Below are 23,188 nucleotides of genomic sequence, written 5' to 3' on the forward strand. Positions count from 1 at the left end.
CGACGATCTCCGGTCACCGTGTGCACACGGGTGACGACAAGCGTTTATGGGACCGGCGCTGCGGCAGGGGCCCGCGGGTCTGCATAATGCGCTGCAACGACCGGGCGGGGGGCTCGGGCGTCCTGCAGGGGGGTATCGAGCAGTGAGCGATGAACGTCGTACGTGTCCGGAGTGCGGGACCGAGGAGGGGCCCGACGGCGCGGCGTCCTGCGCCTGCGAGCCGGAAGCTTTCGCTCCGCTCCGTGTCCGCCCCTACGTTTCGCTCTCAGAGCCCTCCCAGCCGCCCCCGCCACGGGTCGCGGACCCGTACGCGTATCCGCCGCCGCCCCCGCACACCGGGGACGACGCCGACGACGACGGGCGGGCGCAGGACGAGCCGCCCAGGCACGGCCGGATGCTGCTGCTGTCCGCGGTCACGGGCGTGCTGAGCGTGGCGACCTTGGTGACGGTGCTGATCACGTCTCCGGGCGACGACGGCGCGTCCGCCTCGGACAACACGGCGGCGACGGCGACGGCGCTGCCGTCCGCCCCGTCCCGCCCGGCGACCCCCACCACGCGCTCCGCGTCCCCTTCGGCGAAGCCCTCACCGTCCGCGTCGCCCACACCGACCCGCTCGCATACGGTCAGCGCCTCCCCCACACCGACCAGGAAGAAGCCCGACACGGACTCCAGGAAGCACGAACGGAGCCCGTCCCCTTCGCCCTCCCGCACGACGTCGCGGCCCTCGGCGGACGCGACGACCCTGCGCAGGGGCGACAGCGGTCGCGAGGTCGCCGAACTCCAGTGGCGCCTGAGGCAGTTGAACCTCTACGTCGGCGACATCACCGGCGACTTCGACGGCCCCACGGAATCCGCGCTCAGCACCTACCAGCTCTCCCGCGGCATCACCGACGACACCCGCGGCGAATACGGCCCAGCGACACGCACAGCTCTGGAACGCGAAACCGGAAACCAACGGAGCCGCTGGCATTAGGGGCGCGGGGAACTGCGCGCCCAGCCACTACAGGCCGAAACCCGCGACGCCCCAAAACCTCTATGGCCCAGGGCAAAACCCGTCACCCCACGCGCAGCGCAACCCCACCACCGGCCAAACCCTCAACCCGCACACCCGAAAGATCCGGAACACACACGGTCGCCCCATGCGCCAGGGCGCGCGGCCCAACCCCCACAACCCGCATCCCCGCGGAGCGCCCCGCCGAGATTCCCGCCCCCGAGTCCTCGAACACCACACAGTCCGCCGGATCGACCCCCAGCTCGGCGGCCCCCTTCAGGAACCCCTCGGGATCGGGCTTGCTGGCCCCCACGTTCTCCGCGGTCACCCGAACCGCCGGATACGCGAGCCCCGCCGCCCCCATCCGCGCGGTGGACAGCGCGAGGTCGGCCGAGGTGACGAGGGCGTACGGAACGCCGCTGGCCGCGACCGCGTCGAGGAAGCGGGCCGCGCCGGGGATCTCGACGACGCCCTCCACGTCGGAGGTCTCCTCGGCGAGCATCCGCGCGTTGTCCGCGTAGTTCTCCGCCATCGGCCGCTCGGGCAGCAGCTCGGCGAGCGTGGCGTGGGCCTGGCGGCCGTGCGCGACGGAGAGGACGTGCTCGGCGTCGAATCCGTGGGCGGCGGCCCAGCGGCGCCAGATCCGCTCGACGACGGCGTCGGAGTTGACGAGGGTGCCGTCCATGTCGAGGAGGAGGGCGCGCGCCTTGAGAACAGTGGGCACCGTGGGCGAGGCCGGCATCGGCGGGCTCCAGACCTGTGGAGGCGTGAGAGGGACAAGGCGGCCCCGCCCGCTGGTCAGGGTTGAACGGGCGGGTGCCACTTTGTTTCTCCACGATACAAAAACTCCCCCGAAGATCGCCACCCGCCCCCCACGAACCGCACCCCACCCCTCCCCACAGCCCTTCACCCCGCCGCTCAGCCCGTCGTCGTCGGCGGCGACGACGGGAACGTCTTCGTATACGGATTCGACAGCCCCGGCGGCGCGATCAGGGCGACCTGCGGCGCACCGGGCTGCGGCGCCGGCGGCGTCATCTGCGACTTCGGGACCCGCGGCGGCCCGGTCTGCTCGGCGAGGGCCTGGTCCATGTTGACGAGCCCGGTCTTCTCCAGGACCTCCATGTGGTCGCGCACCACGTCGTTGGCCTCGTTCGCGAGCCGCCGTATCTCGGAGTTCTGCGTGGTCGCCCGGATGTTGCTGACGGCGGGGAAGATCTGCCCGTGCGTCACGCGCATGATGTTCGACGCCGTGGAGTCGAACTCGGTGCCGCGCTTGGACACCACGGTCGCCACGAACTGCTGCTGCTGCGCCGTGGGTTGATTGGGCAGGGTGATGCCCATGTCCTGGGAGATCTTGCGGCAGCTGGCGTCCAGAAGCGCGTGCCCGACGACGAGATGCCGACCGGCCGTCTTCATCTCCGGCGTCGTCCCGCGCTTCAGCACCTCCTGCCCCAGGGGGAATTCCCACAGGCCGGCCGATCTGACCTTGACCACGAAGTCCCGGTCGGCCTCGGTGAGCGGACCCCAGCGGGTGCTGGCGACGACGCGTGTCTGGGTCGTGGTCGTGTTCTGCACGCCGAGCATCGCCGGATAGGCCAGGGCCGAGACGGTCACGATCAACGCGCCGATCACGAAGAGGTTTCCGGCCGTGGAGCGCGAGAGTCGCATGGTGCCTCCAGTCACGTACGAGGGTCACCGGAGAGTACGGACGCGGGCCCCGCACTGATCAGCGCCCGGCGAAATCCCCTCGTTCTTTTTCACGCCCACCCCCGGCCAACTCCCGTTTCGTGGGGCCCACTTGTGATCGACCGCCCGGCCCGCCACCATATTGACGCGCCCCTGCCACACGCGGCACCCCACAGCACGCCGCACGACAGACCCCCGTAACTCCACCCCACATCCAGGGAGTTCACATGCGCCGCACCTCACGCTCGCACCGCGCCCGCCGGTTCTACGCGCGTCGAATATCGATCGCCGGAGCCGCCGCAGGCACCACCGCGCTCGCCCTGCTGCTGACCACCCAGTCCGCGCAGGCCTCCCCGCCCACCCCCATCAGCGGGGCCACCGCCCGTACCTACCTCGGCGAGCTGACCGAGAAGGCGGAAGGTTCCTCCGACGGCTACAGCCGCGAGAAGTTCCCGCACTGGATCACCCAGTCCGGCTCGTGCAACACCCGCGAGGAAGTCCTCAAACGCGACGGCAAGGACGTCCAGACGGGGTCCGACTGTGCGGCGACATCCGGGAGTTGGTACTCGGAGTACGACGGCGAGACCTGGACGGCCGCGTCCGACGTCGACATCGACCACATCGTCCCGCTGTCCGAGGCGTGGAAGTCGGGCGCGAGCGCCTGGACCAACGACGAGCGCCAGGGCTTCGCCAACGACCTCACGCGCCCGCAGCTCATCGCGGTCACCGACAACGTCAACCAGTCCAAGGGCGACCAGGACCCGGCCGAGTGGATGCCCTCGCGCACCGAGTACACCTGCACGTATCTGCGGATGTGGGTCCAGGTGAAGCACCACTACGCGCTCAGCGTCGACCCGGCGGAGAAGTCGGCGATCCAGTCGGGGCTCAGCGGCTGCTGAGGCCCCCGGCCAGGTCGTTCGGGTATTGCCGGAACCGTCCCGCCCGCCGCCGACGTTCCGTACCGTACGGGACCGGAACGTCGGGGACACGAGCGGAGGCGATCACGTGGCGAGGCTGCGCCTTGGACCACTGCTGCGGTATGTGGACGAGGAGACGGCGACGGTGTGGGTCGAGGCGAGCCGGCCCTGCGTCGCCGAGGTGCGCTGCGCGGACGGCGCGTCGGGCAGCGCACCCACGTTCCAGGTCGACGGGCACCACTACGCGCTGGTCCCGGTGACCGGGCTCACTCCCGGCACGGAGACCGCGTACGAGGTGATCCTCGACGGCGGCGGGGTCTGGCCGCTGCCCGACTCCCCGTTCCCGGCCAGCACCATCCGCACCCCGGCGTACGACGCGGACACCCCGGTCCGCGTCACGTTCGGCTCCTGCCGCTGGGCGGCGCCGCCGGCAATGGGGTCTCCCCTGCTCGAGCATGTTCGAGAGCTTGGGGAAGAGCACGACCCGGTGGGCCCCGACGCCCTCGACACCCTGGCCGCCCGCATCGCCGCGGACCCGGACGGCGAGCGCCCCGACGTCCTCGTGCTCCTCGGCGACCAGGTCTACGCGGACGAGACCTCCCCGGCGACGCAAGCGTGGCTCGCCCGCCGCCGCGACCTGTCGGAGCCGCCCGGCACGGAGGTCGCGGACTACCAGGAGTACACACACCTCTACTACGAGTCGTGGCTCGACCCGGAGGTCCGCTGGCTCCTGTCGACGGTCCCGAGCGCGATGATCTTCGACGACCACGACCTGATAGACGACTGGAACACCAGCGCCGCCTGGCTCGCGGACATGCGCAAGGTGCCGTGGTGGCGCGAGCGACTGCTGAGCGGCCTGATGTCCTACTGGGTGCACCAGCACATCGGCAACCTCTCGCCCGCCGCCCTCGCCACCGACCCGGTCTACGCGGCGGTGCGCGCGACCCCCGACGGCACGGACGCGCTGCGGGAGTTCGCGGCCCGCGCGGACGCCGATCCCGCCTCGGTCCGCTGGAGCTACCGCCGCGACTTCGGCCGCGTACGGCTGCTGATGCTGGACACGCGGGCGGCCCGCGTCCTCGACGAACAGAACCGGGCGATGCTCGCGCCCAGCGAGGCCAAGTGGGTGCGCGAACAGGCCCTCGCGGACCACGGCACGTACGACCACCTCCTCATCGGCACGTCGCTGCCCTGGCTGCTCCCGCACCTCATCCACGACGCGGAGGGCTGGAACGCGGCGCTGTGCCGGGGCGAACGGGGGCCGCGCTGGGCGCGGTTCGGGGAGGATCTGCGGCGCAGGGCGGACCTGGAGCACTGGGCGGCGTTCCCGGCGTCGTTCATGATGCTCGCCGACCTGATCGCGGAAGCAGGCTCAGGCTCCTCCGCACCGGCGACCATCTCGGTCCTCTCCGGCGACGTCCACCACGCGTACGTCGCCGAGCCGACCTGGCCCGCGGGCACCGAGGCGCCGAGCGCCCGCGTCCTGCAACTCACCTGCTCCCCGGTCCACAACTCCGTCCCGGCGTCCATCCGCGTCGGCTTCCGCTTCGGCTGGAGCCGCTTCGGCCGCATCCTCGGCCGCCGCTTCGCCCGCCACGCCCGCGCGGGCACCCCGCACATCTCCTGGACCCGAACGGGCGGCCCCTGGTTCGGCAACCAACTGATGACCCTGACCCTGCGCGGCCGCGCGGCCTCCCTAACCCTGGACCAGGCAACCGCATCCCACGGCCTGCTCCGAGCGGAGGAGCGTTCGCTTTCGGGCCCTTGAGGCCGGGGGGGGCACTTTATTCAAGCTCCTGAGGCCCTTGAGGCGGGGGACGGGCAACTCAAGCCCCTGCGGCCCTTGAGGCGGAGGACGGGCAACTCAAGCCCCTGCGGCGATTGAGCAGCGGGGTCCGGGGCAGAGCCCCGCGTCGTGGGGCAATCGAGGCACGAGGCCGGTTCGGCGGGCAACTCCAGCCCCGCCGGCGATTGAGGCGCGGGGCCCGGGGCAGAGCCCCGCGACGTAGGGCGATCGCGGCGCAAGATCCGGTCCGGCGCACAAACTCCAGCCCCGCCGGCGATTGAGGCGCGGGGCCCGGGGCAGAGCCCCGCGACGTAGGGCAATCGCGGCGCAAGGCCCGGCCCGGCGCACAAACTCCAGCCCCGCCGGCGATTGAGGCGCGGGGCCCGGGGCAGAGCCCCGCGACGTGGGAGGACACTCCCAGCCACCAACACCCACCAGAACCGGGTGACCCCGCCCACACCCCCACCACTCCCCGAAGGGAACCGGCATGATGACCCCGTCCCCCGCTTCCCAGCAGCCCCACATGCCACGGGAGTCACACCTTGCCCGTCCCCCACCCCGAGCCCGCCGTCGCCATCGTCGGCGCGGGACCACGCGGCACCAGCGTCCTGGAACGGCTCACCGCGTCGGCGGACGAGCTCCTGCCGCCCGGCGCCCGGCTCACGGTCCACCTGATCGACCCGCACCCACCGGGCGCGGGCGCGGTCTGGCGCACGGACCAGGCGCCGGAGCTCCTGATGAACACGGTCGCCTCGCAGGTCACCCTGTTCACCGACGACAGCGTCGACTGCTCGGGCCCGGTCCGCCCGGGACCGAGCCTGTACGAGTGGGCCGCGCGGCACGACGTACCGGTGGACCCCGACGCGTATCCGACCCGCGCCCAGTACGGCCGCTACCTGCGCTGGGTGTTCGCGGAGACGGTCGCCGCCGCCCCCGCCTCCGTGGAGGTCGTCGCGCACGCCACCCGCGCCGTCCGCCTCGACGACGCCGAGGACGGCCTGCAGACCCTCACCCTCGCCGACGGCCGCCGCCTCACCGGCCTGCACGCGGTCGTCCTCGCCCAGGGCCACCTGCCCGCCGTCGCCGCCCCGGCCGAGCGCGACCTCACCGAGTACGCCCGGCGGCACGGCCTGCGCCACGTCCCGCCCGCCAACCCGGCCGACCTCGACCTGAGCGGCCTCGCCCCCGGCGAACCGGTGCTGCTGCGCGGCCTCGGCCTCAACTTCTTCGACCACATGGCCCTCTTGACGGAGGGCCGCGGCGGCCGCCACGTACGCACGGCGGACGGCGGCCTGCGCTACATACCCTCAGGCAACGAGCCCCGCCTGTACGCCGGTTCGCGCCGCGGCATACCGCACCAGGCACGCGGCGACAACGCCAAGGGCGCGTACGGCCGCCACCAACCCGCCGTACTCACACCGAAGTTGATAGCCGGATTCCGCAAACGTGCCGACTCCGGCGACGCCCCCGACTTCCTCGCCGACATCTGGCCGCTGGTCGCGAAGGAGGTCGAAACGGTCTACTACGAGACGCTCCTACGGACCTCCCAGGCCCGACCGCCCCGCACCTACAAAAAATTCCGCGAACGCTTCCTCTCCACACCCCACCGCTCCCCCCAAGAGGCCGCCGTCCTCCGGGAGTTCGAGGTACCCCAGAACCGGCTCTGGTCCTGGGACCACGTCGCCCGCCCCGCCTCGGGCCGCACGTACACCTCCCCCGCCACATGGCGCGCCTGGCTTCTCGGCCATCTTCGCGAGGACGCCGCGCACGCCGCGCTCGGCAACGTCGACGGACCCGTGAAAGCCGCCCTCGACGTGCTGCGCGACCTCCGCAACGAACTGCGTCTCGTCGTCGACCACGGCGGCCTGACCGGACCGTCGCGCCGCGACCACCTCGACCGGTGGTACACCCCGCTCAACGCGTTCCTGTCGATCGGTCCGCCCCGGCGCCGCATCGAGGAACTGACCGCGCTGATCGAGGCCGGCGCCCTGACCGTGGTGGGTCCGCGCATGGAGGTGGCGGCGCGGGACGGCCGTTTCATCGCACACTCACCCGATGTGCCCGGTTCGACCGTGAGGGTCACCACACTCGTCGAGGCCCGACTGCCCGAGCCGGACCTCCGCAGGACCGCCGACGACCTGCTCGAACAGCTCCTGAAGACCGGCGGCGCCCGCCCGCACCGAGTCGAAGGACACGAGACCGGAGGCCTCGACGTCACGCCCCGCCCGTATCACCTGATCGACCGTCAGGGTCGTTCGCACGCACGGCGGTTCGCCTTCGGCGTGCCCACCGAGGGAGTGCACTGGGTGACCGCCGCGGGAGCCCGCCCGGGCGTCGACTCGGTCACCCTCTCCGACGCCGACGCAGTGGCCCGCGCGGCCCTGGCCACCACTGGTACAGCGACCGAAGCGGAGGCCGATCATGGCCGGATGTTGAACTTGCAAGCACTAATTAGGTTCCCCTAATCTGTGGCGCCCCACACCGGTGGCGGCAGCGGCGATGAAGGCGCTCCTCGCGCCGGTGCTCTCGGTTTCGTCCCCACCGACCGAAGGAGCCCCACCATGACTGGACGTCTGAACAGCGCCCAGCCCTACGCTCTCGGCCTCTTCCGCATCGTCATAGGCCTGCTCTTCACCTGCCACGGCGCCTCCTCGCTCTTCGGCGTCCTCGGCGGCGCCATGGGCAACGGCGGCACGGTCCCGACCGGCACCTGGCCCGGCTGGTACGCGGCCGTGATCCAGCTCGTCGGCGGCGCCCTCGTGCTGCTCGGCCTCGGCACCCGCTTCGCCGCCTTCATCGCGTCCGGCTCGATGGCCTACGCGTACTTCAAGGTCCACCAGCCCGAGGCCCTGTGGCCGCTCCAGAACGGCGGCGAGCCCTCCGTGATGTTCTGCTGGGCGATGCTGCTGCTCGTCTTCACCGGCTCCGGCGCCCTCGGCCTCGACCGCCTCTTCGCCGGACGCGGCGAGCGGACCGAGGAGCCGGCCCCGGCCGGCGAGGCCGTCCCGGCCTGATCCCCCGCGCGCACGACGGCGACCCGCTCCCCACGTGAACTCGTGGAGGGCGGGCCGCCGTCGTACGCGCGAGGACCCAGAGAGGCCCCAGGGAGACCTCAGAAGGATCTCAGAAAGACCTCAGGAAACCGAGGTGAACGGCACCGAGAAGCACGCCACCCGCTCCCCCGACGAGCCCGGCTTGTCGTGGATCACGACGGAGCCCGCACCACCCGGCCGCAGCCCCCACTTCTTGTGGACCTTCGCCCCGCCGTCGCCGTCCTCGTCGGCGGTGAAGTCGAGCCAGAGCTCGTTCTCCTCGGTCACCCGCTCCGGGTCCACCACGTTCTGGTAGTGCCCGCCCGCCGCCTCGGGGTCGGCGCCGCACGCCTTCTGGTGCACGTGCGCGCCGTACTCGTGACCTGGGACGAGCCCTCGCACCCGCAGGCTCACCGTCATGCCGGAGTCGGTGCCGTGCTGCGCCACCTGGATCGCCGACGCCGGTGGCACGAGGGCCTTGTCGTACGTGAGCGCCGACGACGCGACGAACGCGTTCGGCGGCGAGAAGTGCCCCGCCGCCCGCACCCAGTAACTCGTCGTCGCGCCGGCGGTGCCGCTGCTCACCGCGAGCAGGGCCGCGGCGAGTGCACCCGTCACGATTTTTGCCTTCATTCCCGTTTCCTCCGTTCACCCGGGGTCACCAGACCCGTCCTCTTGGTGAGTTTTTGGTACGGCACGTGACCGACCCATCACGGCAGGAACACGCGGGAACGTGAGATCCGGAACAACTGTGTCCCTTTCGTCACTTCAGCCACTTCCGAGGCGTACGCTGTACAGCTGTCATGTCAGCCGCTCCTGTCGGGAGGGAACGGCCGGAGAACAGCCGGTTGGCACCGGAACGGTCCGTACGGGAGTAGGCGAACAGTGCTGCAGAACGTCCTGGGGTCACTGACCGACAGCTCGTGGATCTACGCGATCGTGGCGCTCTCCGTCGTCTTCGACGTGTTCGTGCCCGTGCTGCCCAGCGGCTTCCTCGTGATCGCCGCGGCCACCGCGACCGCGGGCGGCGCCGCCGCCACCGGCGGCGTGCCGCACCCCAACCTTCCGGACCTGCTCGCCCTCACGCTCTGCGCGGCGACCGCCTCGGTCCTCGGCGACCTGGTCGCCTACCGGATCGCCTGGCGCGGCGGCGAACGCCTGGACCGCGCCCTCGCCCGCTCCCGGCGCCTGAGCACCGCGCAGGAACGTCTCGGCGGGGCGCTCGCGCGCTCCAGCGGCGGGCTGCTGGTGATCATCGCCCGGTTCGCGCCCGCGGGCCGCTCGGTCGTCTCCTTCGCGGCCGGCACGGCGCACCGGCGGGTCCGCGAGTTCCTGCCGTGGTCCGCGGCGGCGGGCGTCGCCTGGGCCGCGTACAGCGTGGCGCTCGGCTATTTCGGCGCGCAGTGGCTGGGCGCGAGCTGGCTCTCCACCGTCGTCTCCGTCCTCGCCCTGGTGGGCGCTGGCGCGGTGGCGGCGTACGTGATGCGGCGGCCGGTACCGGCGGCTCAGGAGGCCTGAGCGGGCTCCGGGGGCCGCTTCGACTGCGCGGACGCGGACCCGCGTACCTCCAGGCCGTCGAGCAGTTCGGCGGTCGCGCGGGCGATGTCGTCCACCGCCCGTTCGAACACCTCGCGATTGTGCGCGGCCGGCGCACGGAAGCCGGACACCTTCCGCACGTACTGCAGGGCCGCGGCCCTGATCTCGTCCTCGGTGGCCTCCTCGGGGAGCACGGGCGGGCGGAGGGTCTGGATGCTGCGGCACATGCCTCCAGTCTGCCGCTGCGGGGCGCCCCGCACCCGGCGATCGACCCACGGGCCGGAAACGCGGGCCGGAGAAGCGGGCCGGAGATGCGGTCGACCACACGTTCGCGTGAACTGCCCGCCGAAGTGGCCGAAGTTGCTCGCACCCCGAATTCGAACAGACGTACCATTGCCGGGTGGCAGCGATCGATGATTCCGACTTCGACTTCCCCGGCGACCTCCTCGCCGGCCAGGCCGAGCTGCATCAGATCAGGGCCGAGCTCCTGGCCCTGCTCAAGCGGCTCCCCTGGTCGGTGGAGCCCCACGAGGCCGTCATGGACACGCACGGGTGGCGCAAGATGGAGCGCGCGGCCTCGCCCGGCTGGAGCGAGGACGATCAGGCGGAGGTCGAGAAACTCCGCAGGCGCGAGCTGGAACTGGCCGTCTTCGTGACGTGCCACCGGTACTGGTCCGAGCTGACGGGCGGCGACGCGGTGCGGGCCCGCGCCCGCCTCAAGCACGTGCACGACGAGCCCGACCCCGAGCCCGAACACGAGCAGCCCGCCCCAGAGGGCTCCGGACACGACGAAGGCCCCCGGGCCTGATCGCCGGAGGGCCTTCCATCACGGTGGGCGCGGACGGTTTCGAACCGCCGACATTCTGCTTGTAAGGCAGACGCTCTACCCCTGAGCTACGCGCCCGTGATCCCGGCGCGCGGCCAGGACGAGTCGACAGCCTACCTTGCCGATGCCCATGCTCGGCAATCAGGCGATCCCCGGCGAATCTCCGGCGAAAGTCACCCGCCGAACCGCGAACTAATGGACCCGTGTGTTCGTCATTAACCGATGGGAGAATGGACCGGGCAGGGCTGATGACGGCACGGACAGCGCGGGAGAGGTTAGTGACGGCGACGACGACCACGAGGAACCCGCGTCAGTCGTCCGCCCCCGATACCCGACGGCCCGCGGCGTCCTTCGGAAGCGCCCTCAAGGACACCCTGACGCTCGCCGCCCTCCCGCTCCCCCTCCTGGCGGCCACGCTCACGGGCGCGTTCAACACGGGAGGGACCCGACGCTGGTTCGGGGGCCGCGCGGAGTCGCAGCGCGCCCAGGCGCAGACCGCCAAGGACGACGCGGCCGCGGCCTTCTACGAGCTGGACACCGCCCAGCGGGACCTGCGCATCTCGATAGAGACGATCACGGCGGTCGACGACTCGCCGGCGGCCCGCCGCGCCGTCGACGACTTCGCGGGCCTCGGCCGCCGGATCGACGAGGTGAGCGGGCAGTACATCACCGCGGTCGACGCGCACGACCTGGACCGGGACGACCTGGAGGCCTCCGCCGCCTCCCGCGCCCATGCCGAACTGACCCAGGCGAAGCAGCAGTTGACCCAGGTCAAGCAGGACCTGGACCGCTTCGCGCAGGGCATCGGGCCGCTGCTCGGCAAGGCGGAGACCCAGCTGGCGCGGGTCGCCCCGTCCGTGGAGCGCGCGCGGCAGGCGCTGCTGGCCGCGACGACCGCGCTCGACTCCGTGCGGCAGGCGGGCCTGAAGGCCGACGACCTGGCGGCCCGGCTCGCCTCCCTCGGCCCCGAGCTGACCAGGCTCAACCAGGGCGCGGGGCAGCACGGCGTACCGGAGACGCTGGAGCGCGCCGAGCGGGTCGCGCGGAGCGCCGAGTCCGTGCGGGCCGAGGCCGAGCGGCTGCCCGAGCGGGCGGCCGAGATCGACCGCAGGCTCGTCTCGCTGCGGACCCGCGCCCAGGCGCTCCAGACGCGGGCGGGGCAGGTCGAGCCGGTGCTCAGCGAGCTGCGGCGGCGGTTCACGGCCGCGTGCTGGCAGGACCTGCAGTCCGTGCCGGACACCGCCGCGGAGAACGTGCGGCAGGCCGAGTCCAAGATCGCCGAAGCGCGCGCGGCCCGCGAAAGCCAGGACTGGCCGAACGCGACGGCGCTGCTGTCCACGGTGCGGGCACTGCTGAACGCGACGGACGAGTCGGTGTCGGCCGCCTCCGACCGCCTGCGGCGGCTGAACGCGGTGGCGAAGGACCCGCGGGCGGAGATCGACCGCACCCGCTTCGCGATCCGGGACGCGCAGCGCCTCGCCATGGCGGGCCGCTCCACGCCCGACCCGCGGCACGCCCGCCCGCTCGACGAGTCGGTGGCCCGCCTGGACCGCGCCGTCGCGGGCCTGGAGGGCCGGCACCCCGACTACTGGCACTTCCTGACGGAGACGGAGGGCGTGCGGCGGACGGTGGCCCGCGTCGTCACCCAGATCCGGGAGGACCGGGGCGGCGGCGTCTGAGGTTGGCGTTCGCCGGGTGACGGGCGGACCCTTGAGGTACGTGAGTCACGTACGTGAGTCACGTACGTACGTCAGGCGCACACGTGCCGCGTCGTGCAAGGAGGCGAGGCGATCATGTCCACGCACGTACTCCATCCCAGGCCCGGGCGCCATGTCCGGCTCGACGAGCATCTGCCCCTCGACCACCGGCTCAGCAAGGTGTACCGCACCGGAGCAGGCCTGATGGGGCTCGTCCTGCTCGCCTTCGGCATCCTCGGCCTCATCGACAAGATCGGCTTCTTCGACACCCGCGGGGACACCGTCGCGGGCCTGAGCACCAACGGCGCGCTGAGCGTCCTGTCCATCTGCGTCGGCCTGCTGCTCTTCGTCGGCATGCTGATCGGCGGCAACTTCGCGTCCACGCTCAACATGACGCTGGGCATCCTGTTCATCCTCAGCGGCTTCGTGAACCTGGCGCTGCTGGACACCGACCTCAACTTCCTGGCGTTCCGCCTCCAGAACGTGCTGTTCAGCTTTGTCGTCGGCCTGCTGCTGATGTGCTTCGGGATGTACGGGCGGGTCAGCGGAACGCTGCCGCACGACAATCCGTACTGGCAGGCCAGACACGCCCCGGCCGACCGGGCCTGACCGTACTCTTGGCGCATGCCACGCTACGAGTACCGCTGCCGCAGCTGCGCCACGACGTTCGAACTCTCCCGCCCCATGTCCGCCTCCTCGGCCCCGGCCACATGCCCCAAGGGCCACGAGGACACGACCAAGCTGCTCTCCACGGTGTCGGTGGCGGGCACGGCACCGTCTCCGGCCCCGAGCGGTGGAGGCGGCGGCGGATGCTGCGGAGGCGGCTGCTGCGGCTGAGCCGGGGCTGGACGGCCGACACCGGCGTCACGCCTCGGGGCTCCGCCCCGGACCCCGCTGCTCAATCGCCGCAGGGGCTTAATGATCCGGTCCCGCCTTGGGCAATCTGCCGCGAGGCCGGCTCCCCACCCGTGGCGCAGTCCCGGCGCCGCCCGGCCACGGGCAACCCGCCGCCGTCCGGTGCCGCCCGCCATCGCCTTGGGCAATCTGCCGCCTCATGGGGTCTCCCCTGCTCGGAGCTTGTCGGAGAGCTTGGGGAAGGCAGGGTGGGCAAGGCGGCACCCCGGTGCCGCGCACCCATGACGACGGGCGCCGACCCCGGCACCCGCCCCAAAACCCCGGCGCCGCGCAAACCTCACAGCGAGCCGAGGAACCCCCGCAACACCGCCTCCCCCGCCGAAACCCCACGTTCAGCCAGCACCGTCACCCCGGGCGACACCCAGCCCACATCCGCCAACTCCCCGTGCCCGGGCCGCCACCCCCGATCCACCACGCGGAGCAGATCCGCGTCCAGCAACGAATCCCCCGCCCCCAACGTCTGCCCCGCCCCAACCCTCCGCGCGACCTCGGAGACCGCCGCCCCCTTGGTCAACGGCTTCGGCACGGCATACACCTTCCGCCCCTGAAGCGACACACCCCAACCGACCCCGTCGGCCCACTCCCCGAGCTCCTTGACCCACCCCTCGGGCAACGCCGCCCGGTCGACGACCAGATACGCGAACAGCTCCTCCGCGACCCGCTCCTTGAGCAGCCACGCCGGATCCGCCGCGCCGACCATCCGCTCCCGCACCTCCGCGAGCGGCGCGCACTCCGACTCGATCCGCTCCCCGACGGCCCGCCGCCACTCCGGATCCGACACCCCGTCGACCAGCAGGTGCCCCCCGTTCGCACAGATCGCATACTTCGGCGCCGCCCCCGGCAGCCGCACCCGCCCGTACTGCTCCCGCGTCCGCGTGGTCGTCGGCACGAACACCGCGCGCCGCCCCAGCTCGATCAGCAACTCCGCCGCGTCCTCGGTGACGTACGACAGGGGTCTGCCCTCGTACACCTCGACGCAGAGCAGCCGCGGCGCCTCGGCGTCCGGCACGGTCAGGCCGAGCGCGCCGGCGGAGTAGATGAGCGTACGGTCGAGATCGCTCGCGACGACGGTGGTGATGGTGGTGGTGGTGGTCACTTGGCCGCCACCGCCTTGCCGTCCGTCCCCGTCGCCCCACGCGTGAACTTCGGGTGGATCAACCCGACGCAGGTGTACGGGAGTTCACCGACCACCTCGACCGGCACCCCGCGCTGCTCCGCCAGCAGACGCACATGGTCGAGGTCCGCCCCGGCGTCCTCGCGCGCCAGGATCTTCCACGGCACCCGCCGCAACAGCACCCGCGTCGTCTCGCCGACCCCGGGCTTCACCAGGTTCACGTCGTGGATCCCGTACTCCTCGCTGATCCGCTCGACGGCCGCCCACCCTTCCCACGTGGGTGTGCGGTCGGTCCCCTGCAACTCCTTGACCTCGGCGTCGACCGCGTCCGCGACCTCCGCGAACCGCTCCTCCACCGCGTCGAGGAACCGCCCGGAGACGTCCGAACCGGCCAGCTCGGAGTAGAACTTCGCACCGTGGAAGTCGTCGGGCCCGACCAGGTCGGAGCGCAGCACCGTACGCGAAATCAGCCCGGACACCGTGGAGTTGAGGCAGGCCGAGGGTATGAGGAAGTCCTCCCGCGTCCCGTACGTGCGCACGCACGACCCCGGGTCGGCGAGCACGGCGATCTCCGGGTCGAATCCCTCGAACTCGGCGACGGCCGCCGCGAGTTCCCGCGTGATGGCACCCTTTCCGGTCCACCCGTCGACGAACACGACATCCGCCGGATCGTGGTGCTCGGCGAGCCAGCGCAGCGCGTTCGCGTCGATCCCCCGGCCGCGCACGATGGACACCGCGTAGTGCGGCAGCTCCAGGCCGTGCCTCCGCTGCGCCCAGCGCCGCATCAGCACGCCCACCGGCGTCCCCGCGCGGGCGAGCGACACGAGGACGGGGCGCGGCGAACGCTCGGCCAGCACCGTCTCGGTGACCACGCCCACCGCGTGGGCTATGCGCCCCGCCGACGCCTCGAGAGCCGCGTGGAACAGCTCCTGGTACTGCGCGCTGGGCTGGTACTCGACCGGCAGCGACTCCGCGTAGTGCGCGCCGCCGCCCTGGATGGCCTCCTCGCGCTCCTCCGTCGGCGCCTCCAACTGCACGTCCGAGAGGTCCTGGAGCAGCCACCCCACCTCGTCCGGCGCGTACGAGGAGAACGCGGGACCGCGCAGCGGCTCGGGCAGCGGCATGGGGGACCTTTCCTGAGGTACGTACGAGGGCACGACGGCCACGACCACGCGCGCCGCGTGCTCGGCGACCCGCTCCAACAGCCCGCCGGGCCCTTCGAGTTCGGCCGTGTCGCCCACCGAGTCGAGCACGACGACGACCGTGTCGAAGCCGCCCCCCGCGACGTTGTACGCGAACCGCTCCCCCGGCCCGTCCGCCGGGGCGTCGTGTGCCGGGAAGACGAGGCGGCTGCGGATCGCGTAGCCGGGGTCGTCGACGGCGAGGACGGGCGAGCGGGTCGTGGTGGAGTACGCGACGTCGGCGCCCGCCGCCTCCAGCTCGGTGGCGAGGCGCAGCGGCGCGTACATCAGCTCTTCGTTGCCGAGGACGAGTACGCGGCCCCCGCCCAGGTGCGGCGCGAGACGTGCGGCCATGCCGGGCAGTGCCGCTTCGAGGCGCTCCCGGTGCTCGGGCGTGAACCCGTGCCGCCCGCCGTCCGGCACGCCCCGCGGCCAGCCGAGGTCGTCGAGACGGATGAGCTCGGCGCGCTCCCGGCGGGGCGCGGGCAACTGCCCGCCCTCGTGCGCGGCGACGAGCGCCTGCCCCTTCTCGAGCACCCCGTCCGGCAGCTGCACCGTCCCGCGCGCCGCGACCACGAGGTCGACCCGCGCCCCTATCTCGCGCGCGAACTCCTCGAGCCGCCCCTGGTCGCCCGGCGAGCGCATGTCGACGAGCGCGACGATCACGTAGTGGCCGCGTGCGTGCAGTTCGTGCAGCGCGCGGATGGTGTTCAGGACCGTGTTCCCCGTGGAGAACTCGTCGTCGACGAGGACCAGCGGGCCGTCCCCCGCGAGCAGCCGCGGGTCCTCGGGCAGCAGCAGGTGCGAGGTGGCGTGCGAGTGGGACTCCTCGAAGCCACCCGCGCGGGCCACGCCCTCGACGGGCCTGCGCGTGGAGTGCAGATAGGGCGCGAGGGCCAGGCCGTCGGCCACCGAGTGCCCGAGCCCCGTCGCCGTCTCCGCGTAGCCGAGGACGACCGCGCGGCGCGCCGCCTCGTCGCCCAGCAACTCCCTCACCCGTACGCCGAGTTCGCGGCCCGCGCCCCACACCACCGAGGGGCGCTGCGGGACGTGCTTGCCCAGCACGTTCGACACCAGCAGGTGCGCTCTCTTGGGGTTGCGCCGCAGCGCGAGCCCCAGCAGCCCGGGCAGCTCCCGGTCACCTGTCAGCCCGACCCCGAGCCGCTCGGCGACCCACTCCCCTGACCACACCACGTTCCCGCTGCCTCTCATCTCCGCACCCTGCCCGGAAGCCGGGCCCACCTCTGCACGCACCCCGAAGGCGCTCATCCCGGCAACCCTGCCGTCAGCAGCTCCACGAACCCCACGTCCTCCCGCGCCACCCCGAACGCCTCCGCGCGCCGCAGCGTCCGCTCGGCCCACGCGCGGTGCGGCTTCACCTCGTTCATCTTGTTCGTGTACGCCGACCGGAGCACACCACCGCCGCCCCGCTCGGGCCGCAGTATGTCGCAGGCGTCGCTGTACTCCTCGTGGCTGACCACGGAGAGCGCGTGCACGGGCAGGACGTGCGTGGGGTGGATGCAGGTCTTGCCGAGCAGGCCGTTGGCCCGGTCCATCTCGATCTCGCGGAGCAGCCCGTCCATGTCGTGCTGGATGAGCGCCTGGCGCAGGTCGTCGGCCCGGCCCTCCAGGAAGGGGCTGCGGCGCAGCTGCGGCTTGAACATGCGCTCCTGGTGGCGGAAGTACTCCCAGACGGGCCCGGTCACGGTGAACCCCGTACCGTCCGCCCTCCCCAGCAGGTTGACCACGTCCCCGATGACGGAGGCCACGATCTGGACGTCGTACGCCGTCATGTCCGCCGGCCTGCGCAGCCCGTACGCCGAGCAGAAGTCGGTGACGCCGAGGCGCAGCGCGAGGACGCGGTCGCGGTACTTGTCGACGGTTCGGGCGATGCCGGCCAGGGTGTCGCCGCGCGTCTCCAGGTACAGCAGGTCGGGGGACTCCAGGACGGGCATGGCGAAAAGCCGCCGCCCGGAGGCCGCCTCGGCGGCGGTGAGGGCCTCCAGGAACGGAACACCCCGCTCCTCGGTGAACTTCGGCAGCACGAATCCGGACAGCAGGTCCACGGAGCTGCCGAGCCGCGCGACGAGATCGGTGATCTGCTCCGGCTCCCGTACCCGGATGAAGAGCAGGGGCAGCTCGGCGCCCTCGGCGGCCCTGCGCTCGAGGTCGGCGAACTGGCGCACGAGGTTCTCCTCGGCGCCCGGCACCTCGCCGTCGTGTATCGAGTCCTCCAGGCACAGGACCATGGAGACGACGCCGCGTCCGGCCTGCTTGAGCACGTCGTCCGCCAGCTGGGGGCGGGTCGCCGGACTGTAGAGCGTCGCCCCGAGGGCCGCCGCGAGCATGCGGGGCGGGGAGTCCGCGGTGAAGTCCCGCGGCTCCTCGTGGAACAGGCGCTCCCGCACCTCAGGGGCGATGTGCCCGAAATGACGCATAAGATTCCCCCGTACCGCTGGGCCACCCGAAATGATGTGGCCGGTAATAGTACGTACAAGGGTGTGTCAAAGGTTCCCGTCCGCAATGAAATTCTGGTAACTGGCGCATGTCGTGCGCTGTTTTCCGGCCGCGCCGCACGGCGGGCCCTGCCTGCGCACAGAGATGTCGATCTTTGCACCCCGCGTTGTCCCGGCCAGGAGCGGGGAGGCAGGATGACCGCATGACGCACGCGATGCTCAAGGGGGCGAACGTCCCGCTCGAATCCACAGCGGTGCGCGCCGTGCTCCACTGGTCTCCGGGGCAGGGCGTGTCGGCCGTCGACGCTTCGGCGCTGTTGCTCACCGCCGAGGGGCGGGTCCGTTCCGACGAGGACTTCGTCTTCTACAACCAGCCGCGCCACCCCGACGGCGCGGTCTGGAGGCTCGGCCAGAAGCGCGTGGCCGACGGCATGACGGACACCGTCCAGGCGGACCTCTCGGGCGTCTCCGCGGAGATCACGCGGATCCTCGTGACGGCCTCCACCGACCCGGACGCCACCCCCTTCGAGAACGTGCGGTCGCTGCGGCTGTCCGTCCACGACGCCGGGTCCGAGGCCGCCGAGCCGCTCGCGTACTTCGACATCAAGCCGGAGACCGGCGCCGAGACCGCGCTGATCTGCGGCGAGCTGTACCGGCGCGGCGACGGCTGGCGGCTGCGCGCGGTCGGCGAGGGCTACTCCGACGGCCTGGTGGGCCTCGCCACGGACTTCGGCATCTCGGTCGACGAGTCCGCCGAGCCCGAGGGCGAACCGGTCACCGAGCCAGTCCCCGAGCCGGGCACCGAGCCCGAGGCCGAGACCGCCTTGGTCACGCGCGCTCCCGTCGCGCCCGCCCCGGCAGCCGAGCCCGCGCCGCCGCTCGCGGCCCCCGGCCCGATGCCCGAGGCGGCGCCGGTCGCGGCGTCCTCGTTCCCGCTGCCGCCCCAGCAGCCGCCCTCGTACGGCTATCCGCCCGCGGCCGCCACCCAGCAGCAGCCGCCCGCCTACGGGTACCCGCAGCCGGTGTCGGCGTGGCCCGACCCGGCCTTCAGGCTGCCGCCGCAGGGGCCGCAGTTCATCGGCCAGTGACGGACTTGTAGCCGCGGCCCCACTGCAGGCCCCAGCCGTACAGCCGGTCGAGCTCGGCCTGGAACCCGTACACGAAGCGCACCTCGCGTCGCACGACGAAGTCGCCCTTGACGTTCTCGATGGAGACCACGGCGCACGAACGGGCCTGCGGCGCCCGCTCGTCGAGGCTGATCTCGATGCGGGGGCCGTTGCTCGGGTAGAGCGTCACATGGGCGTGCGTACGGTCGAACGCCGGCGTCTGGTCGTAGATGTAGACGAACACCAGCAGGCGCTTGATGGAGTCCCGGTGATCGAGATTGACGTAGACCGTCTCGCCGGACGCCGAGCCGAACCGGTCGTCACCGCTGAGCTTGACGTACGGCGCCTCGTTGAGCGCCCCGAAGAAGCTGCCGAGCGGCTGCACGACGCCCTTCTGGCCGTCCTTCAGCTCGTACAGGCAGCCGAGGTCGAGGTCCACATTGACCATCGACTGGGTGTGGGCCTGCACCACATCGGGCTTGAACATGCTGAACGGATGCCGCATCAGGCTGTTCCGCTTCGGACCGCCGATGTCCGAAGTGCGCATCCGCCACGACAGGTTGATCCGCAGATTGCCGGTGGCCGCGCCCTGTTTGGAGAGCGAGACGACCGGATGTCGCTTGGTGAGTTCGATGGCGTTGGTCGCCGCGCTGCCCGAATCGAACTCGAACTGCGCGGAGTTGCCGCGCCATACCCTGTCCCAGAAGGACATACCGCCCCCAAGTGCCGCCGTACATGCCGACGGGGCGGCCGCTGAGGACTTGTCCTCGTACAGCCGCCCCGCTCACAGCGTTCCAGGAATGACCCAGGGGTCAAACCCGGGAATCAGACTCCTGATGACACCTCGGTCTTGTCCGAACTCCCGGAGTCTCCCTCGGCCGCGGCGATCCGCTTGTTGCGCCGCACCGAGGACAGGAAGGACCAGGCGATCAGGAAGACGCCGATCAGGCCCGTGATGAGCTCGTTGACCTCGTACTGGATGGTGATCAGGAGGATCGCGGCGAGCGCACCGATCGCGTAGTGCGCGCCGTGCTCCAGGTACACGTAGTCGTCCAGGGTGCCCTGGCGGACCAGGTAGACCGTGAGCGAACGGACGTACATGGCACCGATACCGAGGCCGAGCGCCATCATCACGATGTCGTTGGTGATGGCGAAGGCGCTGATCACGCCGTCGAAGGAGAAGGACGCGTCCAGGACCTCGAGGTAGAGGAACATGAAGAACGCGGCCTTGCCGGCGAGCAGCACCGCGGACTTCGGCTTGCCCTCGCGCTCGGCCCGCTCCTCCGCCTCGTGCTCACGCTCCTCCTCTTCCTCGATGCGGTGCTCGAAGAAGCTGGAGAGACCATTGACGACGAGGTACGTGACGAGACCGGCGACCCCCGCGAGCAGGACGGTCGCCTGCTTGTCCACATGGACGCCGCCATGTTGATGCGCGTTGAGCGCGACGGTCAGGGAGGCGACGAGCAGGACGATCAGGGCGATGCAGACCGACAGCATGTCGACCTTGCCGAGCTTGGCCAGCGGGCGCTCGATCCAGCCGAGCCACTTGATCTCGCGCTCCTCGAAAATGAAGTCGAGGAAGATCATCAGCAGGAACATTCCGCCGAAGGCAGCGATGGACGGATGCGCGTCCGTGACCAGCTGCTGGTAGCGGTCGGGCTGGTTGAAGGCGAGGTCGACCGCCTCGATCGGCCCCAGCTTGGCGCTGACGGCGACGATCACGACAGGGAAGATGAGCCGCATACCGAAGACGGCGATGACCACGCCGATCGTGAGGAAGATCTTCTGCCAGAAGGCGTTCATCTTCTTCAGGATTCCGGCGTTGACCACGGCGTTGTCGAAGGATAGCGACACTTCCATGATCGCCAGAATCAGGACGACCCCGAAAGCCTGCCATCCTCCGTAGAAGATTGCGGCGATCAAGCCGAGCACGGTGATCGCGAACGACCAGCCGAAGGTTTTCAGAACCACTGGCTACCCCATCATGTGAACGGGTTTCCCCGTGCTGGTTGTACGGGGCTCCCCCGCTCCGCGCACGGCTTTACGAAACATTGACCCCGAAGTCTAGAGCGATGCCCCGGAGGCCGGACGCGTACCCCTGGCCGACCGCCCGGAACTTCCACTCTCCTCCGTATCGGTACACCTCGCCAAAGATCATGGCAGTTTCGGTGGAGGCATCCTCAGAGAGGTCATAACGGGCGAGCTCCTGGCCGTCCGCCTGGTTCACGACGCGGATGAACGCGTTGCTGACCTGGCCGAAGGTCTGGCTCCGGTTGTCCGCGTCATGGATCGAGACCGGGAAAATGATCTTGTCGCAGCCGGCCGGCACCTTGGAGAGGTCGACCAGGACCGACTCGTCGTCGCCGTCCCCCTCGCCGGTGAGGTTGTCCCCGGTGTGCTCGACCGAACCGTCGGGGCTCTTGAGCTGGTTGTAGAAGATGAACCACTCGTCGCCCATGACCCGGCCACCGCTGCACAGCAGCGCGCTGGCATCGAGGTCGAAGTCGGCTCCGGTCGTGGAGCGCACGTCCCATCCGAGCCCGACCAGGATCTGGGTGAGGTTCGGTGCGGCCTTGGAGAGGGAGACATTGCCTCCCTTGGCGAGTGTGACGCCCATGATCGTGGTCCTCCCCGAGGTGTGGCGGTGCTGTGGTCGAGCGCGTCCGGCGCCGCACTGGGAGTGCGGCGCCGGACGGGATGAAACGTGCTGCGGTGCTTCGGCTCAGACGTTGACGCCGAAGTCCTGCGCGATGCCGCGCAGGCCCGAGGCGTAGCCCTGGCCGACGGCGCGGAACTTCCACTCCGCCCCGTTGCGGTACAGCTCACCGAAGACCATGGCGGTCTCGGTGGAGGCGTCCTCGGAGAGGTCGTAACGGGCGATCTCCGCGCCGCCCGCCTGGTTCACGACACGGATGAACGCGTTGCGCACCTGGCCGAAGGACTGCTGACGGCTCTCGGCGTCGTAGATCGAAACCGGGAACACGATCTTGTCGACATCGGCAGGAACCGATGCGAGGTCGACCTTGACCTGCTCGTCGTCGCCCTCGCCCTCACCGGTGGTGTTGTCACCGGTGTGCTCGACCGAGCCGTCCGCGCTCTTCAGGTTGTTGAAGAACACGAAGTCCTGGTCGTTGCGGACCTTGCCCTCGGCGTTCGTCAGGATGGCGCTGGCGTCGAGGTCGAAGTCCGTACCCGTGGTGGTACGCACGTCCCACCCGAGGCCCACGACCACGGCCGTGAGGCCAGGGGCCTCCTTGCTCAGCGATACGTTGCCGCCCTTGCTGAGGCTGACTCCCACGAATCCTCCCTATGGTCTCTAGGGGCGGGGAGCCCCCGTACTGCTCTGGTATCGGATCAACGTCTGGATCCTAGTAACGGGTTCCCGCCCCGGCGAGGGATCCCGCAGGGTGTCGTCCGTCGGAGGATCGCTTACAGGGCGTCGATCGCCTTGACGTACTCGTTCAGGTCACGCGCGTCCGGCAGACCGTTGACGACGGTCCAGCGGACCACGCCCTCCTTGTCGATGATGAAGGTGCCGCGCACCGCGCAGCCCTTCTCCTCGTCGAAGACGCCGTACGCGCGCGAGGCCTCGCCGTGCGGCCAGAAGTCGCTCAGGAGCGGGTACTCCAGGCCCTCCTGCTCGGCGAAGACGCGCAGCGAGAACGGGGAGTCGTTCGATACGGCGAGCAGCTGCACGTCGTCGTTGACGAACTTCGGCAACTCGTCCCGCAGCGCGCACAGTTCCCCGGTGCACACGCCGGTGAAGGCGAACGGGTAGAAGAGCAGCACCACGTTCTTCTCGCCCCGGAAGTCCGAGAGCCTCACGGTCTCACCGTGCTGGTTCTTGAGCTCGATCTCCGGAGCCTTGGTGCCGGCCTCGATCGCCATGGTGAAGCTTCCCTTCCGTGGGGCTGTTCGGGTGGCTTCAGCCTAGTTGGCCGTGTA

The 23,188-nt window shown here is 71.1% G+C and carries 23 protein-coding genes and 1 tRNA gene; 11 read left to right on the plus strand and 13 right to left on the minus strand.

What is annotated here, in order from left to right; translation table 11 throughout:
• Positions 1 to 142: 142 nt before the first annotated feature.
• On the plus strand, positions 143 to 973 hold the full coding sequence (locus ACFV9W_RS07950) for a peptidoglycan-binding protein (protein ID WP_385756710.1): 831 nt from the start codon (positions 143 to 145) through the stop codon (positions 971 to 973).
• A gap of 82 nt (positions 974 to 1,055) precedes the next feature.
• On the opposite strand, the gene ACFV9W_RS07955 is transcribed toward ACFV9W_RS07950, so the two are convergent.
• Together ACFV9W_RS07955 and ACFV9W_RS07960 are read right to left on the minus strand one after the other, a co-directional pair.
• Positions 1,056 to 1,733, minus strand: coding sequence for an HAD family hydrolase (locus ACFV9W_RS07955; RefSeq protein WP_385756712.1), 678 nt, complete (start codon positions 1,731 to 1,733; stop codon positions 1,056 to 1,058).
• A gap of 176 nt (positions 1,734 to 1,909) precedes the next feature.
• The gene (locus ACFV9W_RS07960; protein WP_385756713.1) at positions 1,910 to 2,659 is read right to left on the minus strand and encodes a DUF4142 domain-containing protein; all 750 of its coding nucleotides are present in this window, start codon (positions 2,657 to 2,659) and stop codon (positions 1,910 to 1,912) included.
• A gap of 245 nt (positions 2,660 to 2,904) precedes the next feature.
• Here ACFV9W_RS07960 and ACFV9W_RS07965 point away from each other — a divergent pair, with 245 nt between their 5' ends.
• The 4 genes from ACFV9W_RS07965 (at position 2,905) to ACFV9W_RS07980 (ending at position 8,394) form a co-directional block, all read left to right on the plus strand.
• Positions 2,905 to 3,576 (plus strand): HNH endonuclease family protein, encoded by a 672-nt coding sequence (locus ACFV9W_RS07965; RefSeq protein ID WP_385756715.1) that lies wholly within the window; start codon positions 2,905 to 2,907, stop codon positions 3,574 to 3,576.
• A gap of 106 nt (positions 3,577 to 3,682) precedes the next feature.
• Positions 3,683 to 5,362, plus strand: coding sequence for an alkaline phosphatase D family protein (locus ACFV9W_RS07970; RefSeq protein ID WP_385756717.1), 1,680 nt, complete (start codon positions 3,683 to 3,685; stop codon positions 5,360 to 5,362).
• A gap of 560 nt (positions 5,363 to 5,922) precedes the next feature.
• Positions 5,923 to 7,845 (plus strand): FAD/NAD(P)-binding protein, encoded by a 1,923-nt coding sequence (locus ACFV9W_RS07975; protein ID WP_385756719.1) that lies wholly within the window; start codon positions 5,923 to 5,925, stop codon positions 7,843 to 7,845.
• 96 nt (positions 7,846 to 7,941) lie between these two features.
• Positions 7,942 to 8,394, plus strand: a complete 453-nt coding sequence (locus ACFV9W_RS07980) for a DoxX family protein (RefSeq protein ID WP_385756720.1) — start codon at positions 7,942 to 7,944, stop codon at positions 8,392 to 8,394.
• 120 nt (positions 8,395 to 8,514) lie between these two features.
• On the opposite strand, the gene ACFV9W_RS07985 is transcribed toward ACFV9W_RS07980, so the two are convergent.
• On the minus strand, positions 8,515 to 9,030 hold the full coding sequence (locus ACFV9W_RS07985) for a superoxide dismutase family protein (RefSeq protein WP_385756721.1): 516 nt from the start codon (positions 9,028 to 9,030) through the stop codon (positions 8,515 to 8,517).
• 267 nt (positions 9,031 to 9,297) lie between these two features.
• Between ACFV9W_RS07985 and ACFV9W_RS07990 the strand changes: the two genes are divergently transcribed.
• Positions 9,298 to 9,930 (plus strand): DedA family protein, encoded by a 633-nt coding sequence (locus ACFV9W_RS07990; protein WP_385756723.1) that lies wholly within the window; start codon positions 9,298 to 9,300, stop codon positions 9,928 to 9,930.
• On the opposite strand, the gene ACFV9W_RS07995 is transcribed toward ACFV9W_RS07990, so the two are convergent.
• Positions 9,918 to 10,175, minus strand: coding sequence for a DUF2277 domain-containing protein (locus tag ACFV9W_RS07995; RefSeq protein ID WP_385756724.1), 258 nt, complete (start codon positions 10,173 to 10,175; stop codon positions 9,918 to 9,920). The two genes, ACFV9W_RS07990 and ACFV9W_RS07995, sit on opposite strands and share 13 nt — an antisense overlap.
• Before the next feature lie 182 nt (positions 10,176 to 10,357).
• Between ACFV9W_RS07995 and ACFV9W_RS08000 the strand changes: the two genes are divergently transcribed.
• Complete coding sequence (locus tag ACFV9W_RS08000) at positions 10,358 to 10,756, plus strand: hypothetical protein (RefSeq protein WP_385757058.1); 399 nt, start codon at positions 10,358 to 10,360, stop codon at positions 10,754 to 10,756.
• Between the two features lie 24 nt (positions 10,757 to 10,780).
• Here ACFV9W_RS08000 and ACFV9W_RS08005 read toward each other — a convergent pair.
• Positions 10,781 to 10,852, minus strand: a tRNA-Val gene (locus ACFV9W_RS08005).
• A gap of 170 nt (positions 10,853 to 11,022) precedes the next feature.
• Between ACFV9W_RS08005 and ACFV9W_RS08010 the strand changes: the two genes are divergently transcribed.
• The 3 genes from ACFV9W_RS08010 (at position 11,023) to ACFV9W_RS08020 (ending at position 13,308) form a co-directional block, all read left to right on the plus strand.
• Complete coding sequence (locus tag ACFV9W_RS08010; protein WP_385756725.1) at positions 11,023 to 12,453, plus strand: hypothetical protein; 1,431 nt, start codon at positions 11,023 to 11,025, stop codon at positions 12,451 to 12,453.
• A gap of 114 nt (positions 12,454 to 12,567) precedes the next feature.
• Positions 12,568 to 13,080 carry a DUF4383 domain-containing protein gene (locus tag ACFV9W_RS08015; RefSeq protein WP_385756727.1) on the plus strand — a complete coding sequence of 171 codons (513 nt, stop codon included), beginning with the start codon at positions 12,568 to 12,570 and terminating at the stop codon, positions 13,078 to 13,080.
• Between the two features lie 15 nt (positions 13,081 to 13,095).
• Positions 13,096 to 13,308, plus strand: a complete 213-nt coding sequence (locus ACFV9W_RS08020) for a zinc ribbon domain-containing protein (RefSeq protein WP_385756729.1) — start codon at positions 13,096 to 13,098, stop codon at positions 13,306 to 13,308.
• 355 nt (positions 13,309 to 13,663) lie between these two features.
• Here ACFV9W_RS08020 and ACFV9W_RS08025 read toward each other — a convergent pair whose 3' ends face one another.
• The 3 genes from ACFV9W_RS08025 to ACFV9W_RS08035 are packed head-to-tail and all read right to left on the minus strand — an operon-like array spanning position 13,664 to position 18,119.
• On the minus strand, positions 13,664 to 14,464 hold the full coding sequence (locus tag ACFV9W_RS08025; RefSeq protein ID WP_385757060.1) for an HAD family hydrolase: 801 nt from the start codon (positions 14,462 to 14,464) through the stop codon (positions 13,664 to 13,666).
• Positions 14,465 to 14,478: 14 nt separating this feature from the next.
• On the minus strand, positions 14,479 to 16,893 hold the full coding sequence (locus ACFV9W_RS08030; RefSeq protein WP_385756731.1) for a phosphoribosyltransferase: 2,415 nt from the start codon (positions 16,891 to 16,893) through the stop codon (positions 14,479 to 14,481).
• A 53-nt stretch (positions 16,894 to 16,946) separates the two neighbouring features.
• Positions 16,947 to 18,119, minus strand: a complete 1,173-nt coding sequence (locus ACFV9W_RS08035; protein WP_385756732.1) for an HpcH/HpaI aldolase/citrate lyase family protein — start codon at positions 18,117 to 18,119, stop codon at positions 16,947 to 16,949.
• A 221-nt stretch (positions 18,120 to 18,340) separates the two neighbouring features.
• Between ACFV9W_RS08035 and ACFV9W_RS08040 the strand changes: the two genes are divergently transcribed.
• Entirely contained in the window at positions 18,341 to 19,225 is an 885-nt protein-coding gene (locus ACFV9W_RS08040) for a TerD family protein (protein WP_385756734.1), read from the plus strand.
• On the opposite strand, the gene ACFV9W_RS08045 is transcribed toward ACFV9W_RS08040, so the two are convergent.
• The 5 genes from ACFV9W_RS08045 to ACFV9W_RS08065 all read right to left on the minus strand — a co-directional run bounded on the left by ACFV9W_RS08045 (position 19,212) and on the right by ACFV9W_RS08065 (position 23,131).
• Positions 19,212 to 19,955: a Tellurium resistance gene (locus tag ACFV9W_RS08045; protein ID WP_385756736.1), complete on the minus strand. Its 744-nt coding sequence runs from the start codon at positions 19,953 to 19,955 to the stop codon at positions 19,212 to 19,214. The two genes, ACFV9W_RS08040 and ACFV9W_RS08045, sit on opposite strands and share 14 nt — an antisense overlap.
• 113 nt (positions 19,956 to 20,068) lie before the next feature.
• Entirely contained in the window at positions 20,069 to 21,214 is a 1,146-nt protein-coding gene (locus ACFV9W_RS08050; protein WP_385756738.1) for a DUF475 domain-containing protein, read from the minus strand.
• Between the two features lie 70 nt (positions 21,215 to 21,284).
• A complete protein-coding gene (locus ACFV9W_RS08055; RefSeq protein ID WP_385756740.1) occupies positions 21,285 to 21,860 on the minus strand; it encodes a TerD family protein in 576 nt (191 codons plus the stop codon).
• A gap of 105 nt (positions 21,861 to 21,965) precedes the next feature.
• Positions 21,966 to 22,541, minus strand: coding sequence for a TerD family protein (locus tag ACFV9W_RS08060; protein ID WP_385756742.1), 576 nt, complete (start codon positions 22,539 to 22,541; stop codon positions 21,966 to 21,968).
• Positions 22,542 to 22,672: 131 nt separating this feature from the next.
• A complete protein-coding gene (locus ACFV9W_RS08065) occupies positions 22,673 to 23,131 on the minus strand; it encodes a peroxiredoxin (RefSeq protein ID WP_385756743.1) in 459 nt (152 codons plus the stop codon).
• Positions 23,132 to 23,188 lie beyond the last annotated feature (57 nt).

Source organism: Streptomyces sp. NPDC059897, from assembly GCF_042730865.1.
Taxonomy (GTDB): Bacteria; Actinomycetota; Actinomycetes; order Streptomycetales; family Streptomycetaceae; genus Streptomyces.